This window comes from Coleofasciculus sp. B1-GNL1-01 (genome assembly GCF_040220235.1).
Lineage (GTDB): Bacteria > Cyanobacteriota > Cyanobacteriia > Cyanobacteriales > Coleofasciculaceae > Coleofasciculus.
Genome location: NZ_JAVJTO010000071.1, coordinates 22,684 through 41,002, shown reverse-complemented (window position 1 = coordinate 41,002; position 18,319 = coordinate 22,684). Strand labels below are relative to the sequence as shown.

The following is an 18,319-nucleotide window of genomic DNA, read 5'->3' as shown; positions in this document are numbered from 1 at the left end:
TAATATCTCAATATGATTCAGATCAAAACCTGGAAACAATTTGGACTATTTGCCCTGTTGGGATGGCTGTTAAGTTGGCTGGTAAGCTGTAGCCCCGCCCCCGCACCCTCAGCCGCTGGAGAAATAGAGTTCTGGACGATGCAGCTTCAGCCTCAGTTTACCGAGTATTTTAATCAAGTTATCGGTGACTTTGAAGCCGACAACCCAGACGTAAACGTGCGCTGGGTGGATGTCCCTTGGGCAGAAATGGAGCGTAAAATCTTAACCGCCGTATCCGCAAAAACAGCACCGGATGTGGTTAATTTAAATCCCAGCTTTGCCTCCCAGCTTGCCACTCGTAATGCTTGGTTAGAGTTAGAAAAGACAATTCCCGATGAAATTCGCCAGCGATATTTACCCAAAATCTGGCAAGCGAGTACGATTGATAATCAAAGTTTTGGTATCCCCTGGTATCTAACCACACGGGTAACGATTTACAATCAAGATTTACTTAAGCAAGCCGGAATTAGTCAACCGCCCACAACCTATACTGAACTGGCAGAGGTTGCCCAACAGGTGAAAGATAAGACAGGAAACTATGCCTTTTTTGTCACCTTTGTTCCCGATGATTCCAGTGAAGTGCTGGAATCTTTCGTACAGATGGGCGTGCAGTTAGTCGATGAGGAAGGAAAAGCTGCCTTTAATACGCCTGAAGGAATTGCCGCATTTAAATATTGGGTAGACTTGTATCAAAAAGGACTCTTACCGCGAGAAGTTCTCACCCAAGGACATCGAAATGCAATTGAATTATATCAAGCGGGAGAGACAGCATTACTAGCATCCGGTGCGGAATTCCTAAAAACAATTGAAACTAACGCCCCCGACATTGCCAAAGTATCAGCGACATCCCCTCAAATTACCGGAAAAACCGGTAAAAAGAATGTGGCGGTAATGAATTTAGTCATTCCACGGGATACAAATAATCCAGAGGATGCCTTAAATTTTGCTCTATTTGTGACAAATACCGAGAATCAGTTAGCCTTTGCTCAAGCGGCAAATGTTTTACCATCAACCATTGAAGCGGTGGAACAGTATCAAGCTCAATTGTCAAGTAATCCGAATGCTTCTCCTGTAGAACAAGCACGAGCGATTAGTGCCAGTCAGTTGACAGAGGCGGAGGTATTAGTACCAGCGATGAAGGATTTAAATAAGTTGCAAGCCGCAATTTATGAGAATTTACAAGCAGCAATGTTAGGAGAAAAGGAGGTAGAAGAAGCGGTGGCTGATGCAGCCCAGATGTGGGATAGTTTGTAGTTTGTAGTTTGTAGTAAGGGATGCGAGCCTATCATCGCTCCAACGTAGGAACTAACCTCAAAGTTATATCGGCGCTGAAGCGCAACTACAAACCTACGAACCAAGAAAATAACCCACCAGATAAAGAGAACCGCACAGGATAATGGTAGAATCAGCAGCCGTGGTTGTCGCCGCTTGCAGTCCAGCCTCTAAGTTAGGATAGGTGTGACAATCGGCAAGATTAGGACAAACCGATCGCGCAGCCCAGATGTGGGATAGTTTGTAGTTTGTAGTTTGTAGTAAGGGCTTTAGCCTATCATCGCTCCAACGTAGGGACTAACCTCAAAATTATATCGGCGCTAAAGCGCAACTACAAACCAAGAAAATAACCCACCAGATAAAGAGAACCGCACAGGATAAGGGTAGAATCAGCAGCCGTGGTTGTCGCCGCTTGCAGTCCAGCTTCTAAGTTAGGATAAGTATGACAATGGGTAAGAGTGGGACAAACCGATCGCGCGATCGCACTCAATTCTTCCGGTTCGGCTGAGCTATGATCAGGCACAGGAACCAGGTAAACGCGATCGCCCCCTCGAAGTAACGCCTGAAAAATCCCCTCATGCTCTTTAGTTGAGAGGATTCCCATTACCCAGGTTACAGGCGTATTCAGCGTATCCACATATTCACGCAAACCTGTCGCCGCCGCCGGATTATGAGCGCCATCCACCAATAGGCGATAATTCTTCCATTCAGTCCATTGTAGGCGTCCTAACCATTGCGTCTTTGCCATCCCCGAAACAATAGCAGACTCTGGGATATGCCAGCCTTGGTTAACTAGGGATTGAAAAGTCGCGATCGCCACAGCAGAATTCGTTAACTGAATCTCCCCCAGCAACGACAATGGATAAATTATTCCCCCATAACTCGCCCATAACGGCGCGTCTGCATTTTGATGTAGGGGCGGGTTTAGGGACTTGGGTGTCGCGATTGATGATAACCTTGGTTCAAAACCCGCCCTGACTACAGTTTGCCTGTTGACTTTCTGGGCAGGTTCTACCCAGGTTACCGGACAATTTAACTCCTCAATCCGAGATTGGACAACAGCTTTCGCTTCTGGGGGAAGAGGGGCGATAATCGCCGGACAATTGGTTTTGAGAATACCCGCTTTCTCTGTAGCAATTTGACTCAGCGTCGAACCCAAAACCTGCCAATGTTCCCGACTAATTGAAGTAATAATCGTCGCCAAAGGCTGATCACAGACATTCGTCGCATCCAGACGTCCCCCCAATCCCACCTCAATCACCGCTATATCCACCTGTTCCTGAGCAAAATATAACCAAGCCGCCGCCGTAATCACTTCAAACTGCGTCGGTGACTCTTCAGTATTGGGGGGAATCGCCCCTTGCACCTGTTCCAGACTATTGACCAATTCTGTCGTAGAAATCGGGTATTGATTGATACAGATTCGTTCCGTCCAATCAATTAAATGAGGAGACGTATAGCGTCCCACTCGATACCCCGCTTCACTGAGAACCGAGGAAAGATAAGCGCAAACCGAACCCTTCCCATTCGTTCCCGCCACATGAATCATCGGGATACGCTGATGGGGATTACCCAACGCCGCCAGGAGTCGCTGGATGCGTTCTAAACCCAGATGGACACCAAAACGTTGATAGGGTTGCAGCAGAGAATTAATATCCATACAAATACCAAACTCGTAGGGGCGCACCGACGTGCGCCCTTATCCATAACCGACGTGCGCCTTGAAATTTATAGCTGGCTATAGCTAGCTCAACCTTTGAAAGGCTCTCAGACGCGCCATGGCACGTCTCTACACTGCTCTCCTCTTGCTCCCCTCTCCAGTGCCATAAAAGTGAAACATCCTTAGTCCTCCCCCCTCGCTGGGGGGATTGTGGGGGGTTGGGAGAGGGGCTGGGGGTGAGGGCTGACACAGGACAAACAACTAATAGCAATACTTATCGTCATCATCAGGTTGATCATGTTCATGTCCTCTTCGCATATTTCCAATTAATGTCGAGACAATCACACAGCGTTTTGCATCCCCCCCATTTTTGCTCCGCAGAGTCACACGCCCTAAAGCTTGGATTGAGGTTTGTCCACACTCGTCGTCCGGTGTGCGAACAGGACAACCCCAGTAGTTAAACTGCACTCGCCAATAGGCTGATGAAGCATCTTTAACTAAACTGGTTTCATACTTGTTCTGATCATTTTTGCTTTCATCAATCGCCACATTCGGATCAAAATTCTCCCATACACCTGGATTGTTTACTACTGACGTCGGGACAAATTGGCTAGCATCAGCCTGATGAATAGCAAATTGAAAAACATCCTCTGGATTTTTACGAAAACTCACTTGCCAGGTCATTTTATCACGTCGCGCATTACTGTGTGCTTCTTGCATTGCCCAGTAAACTTGATCGCGAGCTTGGTTCAAGCGCTGTATATCCGTAAAGTGTAGCCAAGCGGGAGCCGCGATCGCACTTAATATCCCAATTATGAAAACGACTACAATCAGTTCCAGCAATGTAAATCCAGCCGTGGTGCTAGGTACGGGTTTTTGAGTTGAATTATTTTGTCGCATAACCAAGTTACCCTGATTGAACTCATCATCGGGAGTTCCAGGCTACGATGTAACAACCCACTTTGATCAGGCGCTTTCATAAGGGTAATGGAAGCCTATGACATTTAGTCCTAGTGTAGGGGCGACCCGCTTGCACTAATCAACAACGGTATCGACTCAATTTGATCGGGTCGCCCTTGACCCAACCTGTCCTTGACAGGCTTCCAGAATAATTAAGCCCGATTCAGTATAAAACCAATAAGCAGGTTACTCATCGCAACAGAAGCATCTTGCTCTGTTCGTAGTCAGCACGAAGCGTGCTTGGAAATAAAGCCATTTCAGGCACTAAATAAAGTGCCTACTACGAACCTGATGAATAATCGGCTACAATTCTCTAAAAATGGGATGCTCCTCTGGCAACTCCCATTTGGTATTTTGCGACAAAAGTCTTTCTCTGAACAGGGTAATGTTAAAAGTCTTAACCGAGCCAATCTGTACTTACAGCAGATTTCAGGTTGATGAGGTACAGTCTCTAAGCAAGATCCCCGACTTCGTAGGAGTTGTCGGGGATCTGTCTGTGTACCTCACTTACTTGAAAAGCGCTGTATTTAAAATTAATATAATTTTACAATAACGATAGTCTTTTACCCTCTAATTACGGCGGCAGAGGACAAGTGGCATCTTTTTCCATAACCTTTGAGCCAATTAAAGTTTTCACAACCACACAGCGAGCTGTAGATACAATAGGACTTTGTGAATTATCCGGGATAGCTACAGTAATTCCGATCCCATCTCCAATACTAGCACCCGGTTCTAAATTTCCTTGATAGTCAAATATAATTGTTCTGGGATTAGTACCGATAGTACAGGTGGGAGAACTTGCTTCTTGATTCGCTGTGGTATCAATATCAGAACATAAAAGAACTTGTCCTTCTTTAATATCTAAACCTTCATTTAATGATTTCCAGGGTATATCACCAGCATCAGTCCCTTCCGGATAAACCGCAACCTCTAGTTGACCTGAATCATTTTGAAAACTGGCGTTATAACTCAGTTTTGTTCGTTTGGCTTCCCGTTGGGCGTCTTGCATTGCCCTTAAAACCGCATCATTTACTTTCGCCACTCGTTGACGGTTAACAAAGGCTAGCCAACCAGGTGCGGCGATCGCACTTAAAACAGCAATCATGATCACCACTACCAAAACTTCTAACAACGTAAAGCCTGAGGTAGAAGACAATGACGCTTTTTTTCCTTGCGTTTTGACATTGGCAAACTGCTTTAGCATATTAAGTGATAACCTTGTAGTTCTCATTGCTCCTCCTGTTACATGGTTGGCTGATTTGAGTCATGTTCGACCTTCTATCCCCTGATTATTATTCCTCTTCATCTTCAACAAATCCCCGCCCTTGTACTTGGATACTTGCGGTTGGGAAATAGACCGAGTCGTCTTCACTATAAGTTGGAGGGTTATTTTTCGGTTTGATTCGAGCTAAGGCATTGCCTCTTAAGGAAACTTTAGCGGTGGTGCGAGATGGATCAACACAGGCAACAAAGCTCTCAGTTTGAAAGTCGGTATTCACAGTACTGGCAGGGACTTCTTCCCATCGAGTAACAGTATTTCCTGCGTTATTCGTTTCGGTTTCGTTAGAACAGGTTACTGCTGGGACAGCACTGGTAGTTTGGTCAATATAGTCAATCAAAACTTGGGAATTCCTTAGATAATCTCCGGTATCTTTTTGCCAACTATTCATTCGCTGTTCAAATAAATTATCACCGGGAACACTTGAACCCGGTTGCTGATTTAGCAGTGATAGGAATGAATTAAAACCCGGATCTACGGTTTCACCAGTGGCAGTATCGCCATCGAGATCCTTAGCCGCGCCTCGGGTTTCAAATCGGCGAATTTGAGCGGTACAAGACCACGTATCTGCACTACAGTTGGTTTTTTTCGTCAGAAAGTATGAGACTAAGGAGTATACAAAAGCATCATCACATGCTCCGGGAGACGATGCACAGTTAGTCCCACTCCCAATTGGGATAATATCAGGTATAATTTGCCGTTTCCAAAACACGAGAACAGGTTCCCATGCCATGTCGGCTGGAGCCGTAGGCAGTTGATTTTTAATATTGCCTATACCTTTAGCATCGTAAATATAAACGGATTGTTCTAAATCTCTGGTAATATAATCTAGAGCGGCTTGAAGTTCTTGTTCTGTGCTTGCTTTAGCTTGCTCTCGACGATCTGTCGTGAGGATATTGAGCATAAATCCCAGCAAGGGCGTGATAATCAGAGCCGCAATGATTAGAGCAACCAGAATTTCAATTAAGGTAAAACCTGCTGTTTTTGGCTGGTGCTGGCGGCGTTTGCGCTGAGTTATGAGATAGTAGTGGAGTCTATTCATTATCCTGCAAGTTTATATAAGTGTTCTGATTAACAGTGAGCAAGGATAAACGGCAATTAATTAACACAACCCCCCAAGCGATCGCAGAAATCCTGATAGGCAGAATCAGCGTCGGCGGGATTAGCTTGAATTGGCGGTGGAATTTCCGTGGTTAACTTGAACAAGGGATCTTTGCGATCGCTTACCCTTAATCCGCTCGTTGATGCTAGCTGGGTTTGACCCGTTTCCAAATTACCGTCATTTTGGAACCCATCGGCTCTGTACACGCGGATACCGAGTAAGTAGCCTTTTTCAGAGTCATTAACTACGTCTCCATTCCCATCTTCGTAAACACTGCGAAAGGCTTGAACAATCATGTCTTTGGCACTATTATTCTCGCAACCCCCACTCTCATCCCGGTCTACACAGTACAAACCTGTGTTTGGATCATCACTACAGTATTGTCCTGCATTCGTGTTACAGGTTGGTAAGGTGGTATTCGGGGCTGCCTCATCAGCAAACTTGGAGAGGTTTTTATTCTTGTCTCCAACATTGACAGTGTTTCCGGGAGGGTCAATCGCCCCACTGCGAACCCCATCCACATAATCTCTTGCTGCTTGGGTTGCCAGTTCTACCCGCCTTGCCTGTACACGAGTCGCGACGGAGAGAACAATCACTGGTGAGAGACCAATCATCAAGATGCTAACTACAATAATCGCAATCAACGATTCGATAATCGTAAAACCCGATTGACTGGATGAGGATGGAGGATGGTTTGGCGGCTTGAGCATGGTTTAAACCTCAGCTATCAGTTACGATTCGACGGGGATTAGCTATTGTATTTATTGTCTGCTGGACAACCTTGAGCAGCACTGGGAACAGCATGTTCCTCAAAATCTCCGTTGTCGAGTGTCGCCCCACAGAGTAAGGTTTGAATCCAAGGATCATTACGACGCACCTCTCTGTAGAACTCATCAGGGCTTCCGGCGAACGGCGTTGCAAATCGTTTAGAGAATAGGTCAGGAGTTTGGGACAGTAAGCCCACATCATAACCCCACGCCCGTGTAGGTGCGTCGTAGTAGGGAGCTCGGCGACGAGAAGCACCGACTTGATAACGGAAACCGTCATCATTGTCATCACGATAATAAGCTGTGTCAAAGAATAGAGAGGTATCGATTCCTGAGTCAGATATCGCTGTGAACGGTGCTGTGGCAAAGACGCTCTTTTTATCCTGAATAAAGCTACCCCGAATTTCTGCCGTCTCCCCGTCCCAGTTTTCTAGGAATCGGGGGAAGTTGGATAAGCCACCACCCGTTTCGGCAATTAGTCCAGCTGCATTAGGAGGATCAGATTGACCAGGTCTTGAGGGCGAGTCTCCCATGACTAAGACGGCGTTAAATGTTGTCGTCGTAGCTTGCTGGAACCAGTTGTTATTGGGAGCATCTTTTAGTCTTGTCTCATTGTTCGGCAGTGTCGCAGTGCGATTAGTGGTGTGGAGCTGTAAGATTGGTACTAACAACGGTTGACCTTGGTTGGTAGTAGGAGGTTCGTACCATAAAAGTCCATTGTCATTAAATCTCATGTTGCCAGCATTGGCATTGCCGACAACACTAGAATCTTTAATTGTGGCAAACCAGAGAGCATTGTCAGTTTTGGTTGGAACACTACTACCCGTACATCTGTTTGCAAAAGTTTTAAGTGGACTACCTCCTGGACAACCTACTCCCAACGGCTGATAGTCCTGGCTACCAGGAGTACCCTCTTCAATGAGATTATTACTGGCATCTCTGGCAAAGGCAACCCGACGGGGATAGCGTCGCTCTGACGGAACCAATGCGGGTTGAGCCGTTGTTCCTGCCCCGAGTTTTGAAGCATTTAGAGCCCCTAAACCTAAATATTGAGCCAACTGATAGGAATTTACATCCCGCTCAAAAACATCGGCTTCGTTGTTGGTGCCATCGGCATCTAAATCTATGTCGCTCCCTAATTCAGTGTTTAGGTCGGCTTCTGAATCATCTAAATTTCCGTTTCCGTTAACGTCATATCCAATGAACCAGTCCCCTGGTCCACATTCAGAAACAGGTAACTTGCGGCAATACTCCATCAGATACTCAGGAAAATTTACCCGGCGCTGGATTGGAGTGACACCATTGAGGAAATATGAACTTTGGTTACTATCATTACTATCATCTGGGAAACTATTATTTGTTCCTGACCAATAATCTCGGCTTGTCGCATAATCATTCCACCAGAATCCATTTTGTAACCGAGCCGCCACAGCTTGATTGCCGATATTATTGTTCAGGTCGTAGTCGCCATCACTGCGGTAGCCATCGTTAAAGTCACCCGATAACAAGGTAACGGCATCAGCGAAAATCCGGGTGGCTCTCCACATATCACCGCCGCCACTTTCACGACGGGCAAACTGATCATTCCGGTTGTAGTTATCGGTTGCTGTTAATCCCCTTGTGTAAAAATTGCCGTAGTCAGCATCCAGGGTATCCCCACTCTTAAATTCCTCAAGTTCAGTTCCTCCTCCTGGGGCTTCGTGAAGGTTAAAATCACCTTTTATATAGACAGGTAAATCGGAAACTAAAATCAACCCTTTCTCATCAGTAACAAATTCATTCGTGCTACTTCGAGCGACTGTACTGCCATTGATCAGTCGGATACCATTAGGACGACGAGTAGGGTCGAGTTTAAAGTCAGTTGCTGAAGAGCCACCGCTTGGGTCACTTTGGTCAAGCAGCGCGTCATCCCGGCTGGCGTAGATAATGCCAGTATAGGGGAGTAATTTATCACTCCCAATCGTATCTGTGCGAATTTCATCCAGATTGATTTCGGTCACCCGAATTTCTAAGGGTTGACGTTCTTCAATTGCTAAGTCGTACTGGGTGGTTAAGTTAGCTGGCGTTTGCGCAATTTGTAGTTGAGTAGGAGCGTTGATATCTGCCAGAACTGTACTTCCAGAATTTAGCTTGTGAAGCGCCTTAACCTGTCTGGCATCTAGAAAAGACTTCTCGCGAATTGCTGGAATACCGTCAGCATCATCATCATCAAAAACACTGGTTGTACTCGTACCGATCGCACCATCCGCAGCAATATCATCTACAATATCCAAGGCACAAACTGCTGCATCAATCGCGGCATTATCTGCAAGTGTTAGGGGTTCGCCACTAGCATCATGTTCTAGTGCCGTGCGTAGCGGTTCGTTAACAAATCGCCCATTTGGGAAAACCATGCTGGCTTGCCGAGCTAAACGGTTAGTAATCAGGGTGGATCGATCAGCCGTGCTGTTTGCAGGAAAACTGACACCATTGAGTGAGAAGCGTGGATCACTTCCAGTGTTTACAGCCGTCGTTTGATTAGTCGGGTCGTAGTAGGTCGCGATGCAGGCTAACGGTAACTGATCGTTTCCTGAGCTATCAGCATAGTGATAAACCACGGTGGTTCTCATTTGCAGGTCGCCTTTGGCTTGTTCGTTTGCATCGATTACACCATTACCATTGACATCGTTCCACCCAGACATTGGCATCGTGTCGGGCCAAACCACTAAGTTCTGAGTCGCATCATTGGGGTCATACGTCGTGCCACTATAGGTAAATGTATCGACTCCAGTAACAGGTGGGGGAGATGGCAAGAATGAGCCTATTCCCCCCGGTTCGGCAACTACCCCCGCTCCCAATCGTTGTCCTGTACCTGTTCCACCAGCCGCTGCCGTACCATCAATATAGATTCCCGCGCCAGTAATCACCCGCAAGCCACCCGCTAAATCTTCATCGCCAAATTGTTGGGTGGTTTTCGCGGCGGCTTTTTCCCAGAAGCCATTGCGAGTCGTATCTCCTAAATCCGCCAGTTCTTCAATCCGGCTGACTCGTTCCCGTTGTTCTGTGTCCGCCGTGCCATCGGGTTTATTCCAATTCACACCGATTATGGGTTGTTCTTCTTTTGGCTCTGCCAATGTACCATCACTTTTCAACCAACGGTAGGGTAAATTATTACCCACGAGAATGCGATCGCCGAGCAGTTCTTCAAACCCATCCGAGTTAATCAAGGCGGGGTTCGTCTTTTTCAGCTCCATTGTGCTCCCGCTAGTAATAAAATCCAACTTCGTGTTGCTGCTATCTATCTGCATCCACGCATCCGGCGGTCGAATTGGATTAGTGCTACCCAGCACATTCGCTACTGTATAACTTCCCAGACCGTCATCAGGTGGTTCATAGTTAACTTCAGCATAGGACACGCGACGAGTGCGCCGTTTAAAGTACGTGGTGAGAACTTTTTCGAGCAAGTCTGGGTCGCGAGCGGCTGCATCGTACTTATCGTTAAACTCTTCACTGATTTCGTCTCCATATCGACTCACACCTGCCACTGAGCTAGGATCAGCATCCTCATCAGGATCAGGATGCAGCGCCAGAGCGGCTTGAACCATTAAATCAATGCGATTATCAAATGCGGCATTGTTGGACGCTACCTTGCTACCTGCTTCGTTAACTGTCCCTTTAGACTCAAGAACACCAACAGTTCCACTAATATCTGTTTCTTTAATCTCGTCGCCTGTAGTATTTCCTAGTTGTGTCCCTTGGAATAAATCAATGTCTACAGGTATGTCATTCCCACTCAGGCTAGTACTAGTTTGTCGAATTCCCCCATTGGTGACATTTCCCGCGACTATCATTTTGGCGTTTTCTGGATCGTAAAAACAGGATGCCCGACTGCTAACTTGATAAAAACGTACTCCTGCTTCTGGGTCACTAAATTCAACTCCTCTAACTAGCAAATTAGCATTCGTATGAATCCGACCATTGACACGAAAGACTTCTGTATTCGTAACCTCCACATCATCGTTGAACCAAACAGCATTATTATCTAGGGACAACCGCGCTTGGTCTTGCTGCATTTCTAGGGCAGAAAAGCCTTGGTTTCCGGTGTAGGCTTCATATTTAGTGTCATTATCTAGCCCTAGATCCACAAGATCGTCTTGCTTAATTGGCACCGTCGCCACATACACAAAAAAGGCTTTTTTCAACTTCCCGCCAGTTTCAAACCACCCACCTGCACTTGGAAGCGCTGAACATCCCTGCAATGTTCCGGTGTCCATGGGTAAGGCTCTCGCTTCGGTAGCACCTCTGGCTCTCTCTGTTTTCCCCGCAGAATCGACTGGAGGAACCCTAAAGTAGATGCCATACAGGGTATAACTATCAAACTTGCCATTATTATCCGTATCAACAGGAAACTTCCATGCCGTATCTAGTCGTTCACTGTCCTGAATCGTGTTATCCCCAGACGTTTCTGTATTATCCGTCCCCGTAAAATCAGCTACTAATCTCAACTGGGTTTCATCGCCAAAGGTATAGCGGGATTCACTTAAAACCGCGTGGATGTTTGTATCGGGGGGGGTTGTCCCTTGCAAATCCGTCTCTTCCTCAGAAAAGAGTCGAGCTATTTTGGCTTTCGCTCGATCTAATGCTGGAGTTGCAGCATTCAAAACCACCTCATTCACGCGGTAGTTGCTTGCATTCTTCGTCCGGTCAAAAGAACGCAACATAATAGCGGTGGTCAATAAAATGACGACCAACATCACCATCGTCACCGTGGGTAAAATAAATCCTGATTTGGCTAGATTAGACGGACGACGACTCCCTGTAACCCAAGCTCGGAGAATCCACTGCATCACCCGCCTTCTTAAGGTTTGGGCTAACTTAAAAGCGTTGTGGCAGATGGATTGGATTACCTTAAAAGGCGTTTTACGGCGTGACATGGTCAGTTTCCTGGCAAACTGCGGATTAGGTTAGAAATCGACTAGCGACCTATACACCAGTCGCTACTCAGCCTTGAATTGGACTTCGGTTCGTTAGACTCTGCTTAGACTTTAATCAATTTTCACAGGGAAAAGCTTACACCTAGAGAGGGATCTGCCACTGAGCTAGAGAGCGTCAAGGGAGACGTAAGGCAAGGAAAACATCCTTCTTTTTCGGTCTGCGTCTTTGCTCTCAACCTCGTCACAGACTCCTACATCTATCCTACCCAGTTTGACAAAGAAACTGATCACCCCTGAGTTAAATTCAGTCTCCACCTGTAGCCGCAGACAGCCTTCACTCGTCAACACCTAGCTGAGGACATGAATAGGACTTACGCCAAGGCTCTATGTGTAGGGTGTGTTAGCGTAGCGTAACCCACCTTTGCCACTGCGTAAGTTTTGATGAACTGTGATCGAGAGTTCGTAGAGAGGGAACCTTAGCCCTCTCCAGCTAGGGATTAGAGAACTAAAGTTCTCACTACAAACAAAGTCCTACTTTAGTTTGGTCACGGCACTACTCTTGTTCCCTCCCAAGGGTAGGATCGGCTGATTAGAAATGATGAAGATTAATCCCAGCTTCTTTCGCCATTGCTTGCAATCCTTTCTTCTCCAGGGTTTTAATCGCTTTGGTCGATAGTTTCAACTTCACCCAGCGATTTCCTTCTTGCCACCAGACTCGCTTCGATTGTAGGTTGGCTTGCTGTAGCTTCTTCGTCCGGCGGTGGGAGTGGGAGATAGCATAAGCGTTATTTGCCTTCTTACCCGTTAGCTGGCATTTGCGTGACATGGTTAATCCTCTAATTATAGTCCGCTCTCTATCATATCTTGCTAGTTCCTGGTCGTTTGGTCTTTGTCCTTTAGGCACTAATTACACGGACGCGCTTTACCATATTTTTTTTATTCCGTCAACATTATAGGACTTACGCAAAGGCTTTATTTGTAGGGTGTGTTAGCGTAGCGTAACGCACGGTTGAGATTAGGGAACAGGGAACAGGGAATGAATCATACAGAATTCATGCAGTTATTCGTTCACATAAAAACCCGCGAAGTATATGCTTATCTGTTATCCGCCTTACCAACAACTCTCCCAACTAATAAATTTGTCATCTTTGCCCAAGGAAGAAGTGGCTCTCAACTGCTCTGTGATTTAATTAACACTCATCCTTCGATTCACTGTGACACCGAAATCCTGAGGAAAATACGAGTATTATTTCCCCTACAGTATGTCCAAGGAAGAGCCGCCCGCATTCAGGAAAATACCTACGGGTTTAAAGTTAAAATTTATCAGCTTACTGATGATCAGAAAATCGATCCCCACAGCTTTTTGACCCAGTTACACAACCAAGAATGGAAAATCATTTATTTAAAACGCTTAAATGCTCTTCGACAATCCCTTTCCATGTTAATTGCTATTAACCGGAGAAATGCATGGCATTTGACATCTCGTCAAACCGTTGACCTCAAAAAAATTTACATTAACCCAGAAAAATTGATTAAAGAAATAGAACGACGCTTAAACTATTTAAATCTAGAAAAAGACCTATTAACCGACCTACCTCACCTCCCCTTAGTGTACGAATCTGATCTGCTCAACCCAGAAAATCATCAAACCACGCTTAATCAGATTTTTGACTATTTAGGCATAGACTCTGTATCGGTAAAAACCCACTTTAAAAGAACCACCGCCTTACCTCTCTCTCATTATATTCAAAACTATGACGAAATTGTCCACAGCATTAATCAAACCCCCTACGCCGAATTTTTAGCCGATGAAAACCAAGGTTAAATGGAACGCACTGCCAACCCGACGCCCTACAGTTTTTCCTGATCCTGCTATCAAAGCATCAGTTCCACGCCGATAAATCAAGTCCCGTCAGCTCTGCCAGTCGCTGGTTGCTCGGACGAAATTCCTGCTTGAGTTGCTGATAAAGTTCCTGATCAATTATCGGCTTAAACTTCGTTGGCGATACATTAACTCGCTGATTAATTTTCTTCAGAATAGTTGTTGCCGTATCACCCATTTGTTCTGGTAAGGTATGCTGACAGAAAACCCCAGTATGATGTAGCCAATAGTGTAACGTCAGATTTTTGACAGAGCATCCAATATTGATTTTTTTAGCAAAGACAGGATGATAATAATCTGACTGAACCTCTAGGAAATCAAACACACGCCTGAGTACCCCTAGGGGATTTTTCTTAATATCATCAAACAAAACAATTAAGATCTGCTCAGCCGAAAAAAACTTAAGATAACGTTCATAATGACGGGAATAATGTAAATTATGACATAATTGCTTGCGAAAAAAACCAATCTTTAGCGCTTCCTCAAACGTTCTCGGTGCCTCACCATTCAACACCCAATGGGCATAACAAGATAACGCCCGACTCAAAGGTTCTCGGAGAATAACGATCAACTTCAACGATCCCCGCTCCCAATCCAACTGCTTCGAGATTTGTTCAGGTGCATTTGGTGAAGCAAAGTAACTCACAGAAACCTCGCCACCTTTTTTCTGATCATGCCAATCGACAAAATGCCTCTTATACCAATTGATTCCCCGATAATAGTGATGAGTTCCCCAAAATTCTAACTCTTTCTTTGCCGGGACAAAAATTTCTGGATGAACCCTTAAACAACTATGCAGCCAAGTCGTTGCCGATTTAGGTGTTCCCAAAACTAAAAAATTAGGTAATCGAGCCGAGATATCTAGCTCAGCCAAGTCCTGATAGGTCTGCCAGTCTTTCCACCCCTGTAAAAAGCGATGTTCTAAATCCCAAACTCCTTCTAAAACAGGTTTTCTGGTTTCAAATAGGCGTTCCTCTAGATCCGCCATTTGAGCGAATTCTAACAGTTTCAATCGTAAGGGGGCTGTCTGAGCTGGTATTTCACTCCAGTTAATAAACCTTTGAGGAAGTTGGATGCCCTCCACTGTTACATCTTTTGCCCGCAGTCGGATCACATCAGCCACGCTAAGTTCCCAATAACGGATAAGTTGACAGGCTTCCTGTTGCCGATCATCATTTTTAATTCGCCTGAGAATCTCAACAAACTCTTGCTCCGAAAGCAGTTTGATGATGGATTCTAATTTCATACACCCATAGTTATGATTCTTTGGGGTAGATTGTACCATTCATCGGGTTAACTAAAGCGTTTTGTTTGAACGTTTTGATTACCGTTTTCCTCGATGCATTTTCATGGAGTTAGACAGAGCGCCTTTAACGGCATCCTTCACCTGATTCAATCGTCTGAGCCGTTTATTCGTCTGGATACATTGACTCAAGGCATCCACCCATGATGCGGAAATCGATTTCCCTTGAGCCGTTCGCAAAATTTGTTCTAACTCGGCAATCTGAAGCGGATTCAATCCCCTCAACCTTAAAATCGCCCTATCGGTAACATCTTGCTCAAAGCACTCCGGTAAACTCAAACCAACCACCCGGAAATTCAAGATAGTTCTCACACATTTCTCACAACGCCCACAGTTGCGGTCTTTATCTTGACCTTGCCAGCACACCTGTAACCCTCGTAATGCCTCAGACCAATCCCCAATTTGGGCAACTTTTTGAATCCGGGTAAAGGCAGCACCATCATGAATCAGTTGGAACGAATGACTCGATAATAAATGATCGGTCACCGGATTAGACCCCCAAGGAATCAGCGCTTGATAGGGTTCGGTACTAGCAATTAACCCCCCGCCATATCCGCCTTGCAACAGCATCAAACACGAGGCAATTGCTGTTCCATGGGTTTCTTCCCAATCCTGGGGAAAATCCCGGAAATTGGTTGCCATGGGAATCAATGGCACCCCCAAACTCTCCAACATTTGCTGGGACTTTTGAGCCGCACGGTCAAGTTGTGCCTGGGGTTTTTGGTTATGCTCATACCAGTTCACCACCATTAACCCCCCTTGTACATTGCGCTGTAGCCGACCACAACGTCCCGTCCGATGCCGAAATAGAGTAAAACAACTATCCACACCCCCAGAAAAAGCAACCAGGGTACGGGTGGCATCCTCAGTCGGCGTTAACTCTTGCTCCACCTCAGCCGTCAGTTCAATCAAATGGTAACGGTGGGGACGCCAGCATACCCACGCCGCCTGAAACTCCATCAAATTACGGAGTAGAGACGGTGACACCTGACCATGAACCACCACATCCGCTGACTGGCGCATCGCCAGCATCAAGGTTGCTACGACAAAGGGATCACAACTCGGGGTAATAGAGGAACCATACTCCACCGGGAGACGATACCATAACCGAGTTCGCTCCCCCTCCGGCTGTTCAAGCGTCACACTCACCGTTGTCGAACCATCAACGGTCATCGTTTCTTCGGGCCACAGATGAATTTGAGCCATCTCAGTTACAGATGATCCTTAGACCACAACAAAAATCCTAGTAATAGCTTGAGACCAGAGGCTTCCATAATCGAATCCGCCTTAAACTGTATCGATGCCTCTGGTGGGGGCAACACCTGATTGAGAACATCCAGATGGAACAGATGCCCCACTTGCTCCCGGTAGGGTTCTGCCTGACGACGCACCTGTCGCCATCCGGCATCATTAATGTTATAGATGCGATAATAATAGCGCCGCTCAATCCCCTGTTTGTGTAACCATCTGCGCCACTTGCGCTGCAATCCAAACCAGGGGGCTAGCTGCTGACGCCAGGGACTCGGTTGCAATGGTTCCACATTAAAATTCTTCTGATCCAAGGGTAACTGAGCCAGTTGGGGAAATCGAGTCCGCAGTAATTCATTCTCACCCCGCCGCTTACCGATGGTTTGAACGGGTAAGGTGCCAGTGGTTTCCAGAACCTGCCAATCCAAAAACGGAAAAACGGGCCACGCCCCAAAGCTGAGTTGCCACCCGGAACAGCCGATGTGAAACCGTTGCCGATGGTACAGATCAAACCACCAGGCGCGTCGAAACTCATCCTCGGCATAGCTTTCATAGGTGGTGCGGATGCGAGCAATGGTTTCGTTGACGAGATCCCCAAATACCTCTTTGCGTAAGAGTTGTTCGAGAAATGGCGGCGAGAATCCCCACCGATTCACCCCTCCGCCAAAAAATGTATCAAATGATAAAGGTTGATTCGGCAGCGAGTACGCCACTTTTATCCCTAAAATCGGTCCGAGGGAATGACCGCCAACGATTCGCGGCGCGAGATTCTGCAAATAGGAGTAAATCCCCCAATCCATTACCCAGTTAAACCCATTTACCAAATGCTCCCACTTGACCAGTAAGTCCGCGTACCCTGGATACTGGTCACTGGGAATGGTTAGGTGATGATGTTCCATACCCAGGGTACGAGCAACAGCCTTGGCACATTGCATATCGATATCTGCGTTGACACCGAGGGACAAAGCCACTGTCTCAACGCCTCGACGGTGTAGCAATCCAGCCAAGGTGCGAGAATCGAGTCCTCCGGAGAGGAGTAGAGCATGGCGTGCTGTGGCGGGGGCTTGGCGAGTGAGGGCTTGGTCAATGGCTTGCTCTAAGACATCGAGTTGCTGATCAAACGAAAGCGTCTGATAATTTTTATGGGAGTTAGGCTGGGGAATTTGATATTGTTGAATCTCTTGGGCTTTCTGATGGGGTTGCCACTTGAGACAATATCCAGCAGCGAGTCGATAAACATCCTGCCACAGGGTTTGACCCTCAAACGTGCCATTGGTGAGCAGAATTCCGACTAAGCCCCGAGGATTAAATTGGGCAGTAAACAGGGGATGATAGCGAAACAGTTCTGGACTCGAACCAATCAGGGCGATGTCTCCATGGGTGTAGTAGTACACCGGGAACAAACCGAGCAAATCGGCGGCAACCGAGAGTCCCCAATTAGGATGATATGCGATCGCGGCATAAAAGCCGTCAAAGGGAGGAAAACTGTGAGTCTGTGAGTCTTTCCATAGCTTGAGCAGATGGGGCGCACTCAGGGGTTCTGATTGATGGGTAGCTATTGCTTCTCCCCACACCACGGCTGTTCCCTCGGTATCTGCGACGCAACTGATGGGAGCATTCGGATTAGCTGCCCAGATGGCTTCAAAGTTCTCTACTGCACAGGAATTGCTGATCAATCCGGCGACAGGTGGCAATAGGGGTTGAATGGTTTTGATATAGTGCGATCGTCGTTCACTATTGGGATCTACAATTGCCACAAAGTTAGCCATAATTAAGTTTTTATCTGGATAAAATTTAACGTTACCGATTTTCTCTTAATCCATTCAACTATAAAGTTGATTGACGTGGATGTCGAATGGTACTGGATAATTTATCCCGAACGGGAACCCCTGTT

13 protein-coding genes are annotated in these 18,319 nt (G+C 46.4%); 3 read left to right on the top strand and 10 right to left on the bottom strand.

Features of this window, described 5'->3' with window-relative positions:
• Window positions 1–12: 12 nt before the first annotated feature.
• Complete coding sequence (locus RID53_RS17720; protein WP_446389354.1) at window positions 13–1,293, top strand: ABC transporter substrate-binding protein; 1,281 nt, start codon at window positions 13–15, stop codon at window positions 1,291–1,293.
• A gap of 349 nt (window positions 1,294–1,642) precedes the next feature.
• Here RID53_RS17720 and RID53_RS17715 read toward each other — a convergent pair whose 3' ends face one another.
• Complete coding sequence (locus tag RID53_RS17715) at window positions 1,643–2,971, bottom strand: bifunctional folylpolyglutamate synthase/dihydrofolate synthase (protein WP_446389353.1); 1,329 nt, start codon at window positions 2,969–2,971, stop codon at window positions 1,643–1,645.
• Window positions 2,972–3,232: 261 nt separating this feature from the next.
• On the bottom strand, window positions 3,233–3,871 hold the full coding sequence (locus RID53_RS17710; RefSeq protein WP_446389352.1) for a pilus assembly FimT family protein: 639 nt from the start codon (window positions 3,869–3,871) through the stop codon (window positions 3,233–3,235).
• 333 nt (window positions 3,872–4,204) lie between these two features.
• Here RID53_RS17710 and RID53_RS17705 point away from each other — a divergent pair, with 333 nt between their 5' ends.
• Window positions 4,205–4,369 (top strand): hypothetical protein, encoded by a 165-nt coding sequence (locus RID53_RS17705; protein WP_446389351.1) that lies wholly within the window; start codon window positions 4,205–4,207, stop codon window positions 4,367–4,369.
• Window positions 4,370–4,505: 136 nt separating this feature from the next.
• Here the strand turns inward: RID53_RS17705 and RID53_RS17700 are convergent, their stop codons facing one another.
• The 5 genes from RID53_RS17700 to rpmB form a co-directional block, all read right to left on the bottom strand.
• Window positions 4,506–5,135, bottom strand: coding sequence for a pilus assembly FimT family protein (locus tag RID53_RS17700; RefSeq protein WP_446389350.1), 630 nt, complete (start codon window positions 5,133–5,135; stop codon window positions 4,506–4,508).
• A gap of 88 nt (window positions 5,136–5,223) precedes the next feature.
• Window positions 5,224–6,252 (bottom strand): hormogonium polysaccharide secretion pseudopilin HpsC, encoded by a 1,029-nt coding sequence (hpsC, locus tag RID53_RS17695; protein WP_446389349.1) that lies wholly within the window; start codon window positions 6,250–6,252, stop codon window positions 5,224–5,226.
• 56 nt (window positions 6,253–6,308) lie between these two features.
• Window positions 6,309–7,022 (bottom strand): hormogonium polysaccharide secretion pseudopilin HpsB, encoded by a 714-nt coding sequence (gene hpsB, locus RID53_RS17690; protein WP_446389348.1) that lies wholly within the window; start codon window positions 7,020–7,022, stop codon window positions 6,309–6,311.
• Window positions 7,023–7,060: 38 nt separating this feature from the next.
• The gene (gene hpsA, locus RID53_RS17685) at window positions 7,061–11,992 is read right to left on the bottom strand and encodes a hormogonium polysaccharide biosynthesis protein HpsA (RefSeq protein WP_446389347.1); all 4,932 of its coding nucleotides are present in this window, start codon (window positions 11,990–11,992) and stop codon (window positions 7,061–7,063) included.
• 589 nt (window positions 11,993–12,581) lie between these two features.
• On the bottom strand, window positions 12,582–12,818 hold the full coding sequence (gene rpmB, locus RID53_RS17680) for a 50S ribosomal protein L28 (RefSeq protein WP_446389346.1): 237 nt from the start codon (window positions 12,816–12,818) through the stop codon (window positions 12,582–12,584).
• Window positions 12,819–13,028: 210 nt separating this feature from the next.
• Between rpmB and RID53_RS17675 the strand changes: the two genes are divergently transcribed.
• Window positions 13,029–13,817: a hypothetical protein gene (locus RID53_RS17675; RefSeq protein ID WP_446389345.1), complete on the top strand. Its 789-nt coding sequence runs from the start codon at window positions 13,029–13,031 to the stop codon at window positions 13,815–13,817.
• A gap of 58 nt (window positions 13,818–13,875) precedes the next feature.
• Here RID53_RS17675 and RID53_RS17670 read toward each other — a convergent pair whose 3' ends face one another.
• From RID53_RS17670 to RID53_RS17660, 3 genes are all read right to left on the bottom strand, one after another.
• Window positions 13,876–15,120 carry a sulfotransferase domain-containing protein gene (locus RID53_RS17670; protein WP_446389344.1) on the bottom strand — a complete coding sequence of 415 codons (1,245 nt, stop codon included), beginning with the start codon at window positions 15,118–15,120 and terminating at the stop codon, window positions 13,876–13,878.
• Window positions 15,121–15,198: 78 nt separating this feature from the next.
• On the bottom strand, window positions 15,199–16,383 hold the full coding sequence (locus RID53_RS17665; protein ID WP_446389343.1) for a hypothetical protein: 1,185 nt from the start codon (window positions 16,381–16,383) through the stop codon (window positions 15,199–15,201).
• Window positions 16,384–16,388: 5 nt separating this feature from the next.
• Window positions 16,389–18,194, bottom strand: coding sequence for an asparagine synthase-related protein (locus RID53_RS17660; protein WP_446389342.1), 1,806 nt, complete (start codon window positions 18,192–18,194; stop codon window positions 16,389–16,391).
• Window positions 18,195–18,319 lie beyond the last annotated feature (125 nt).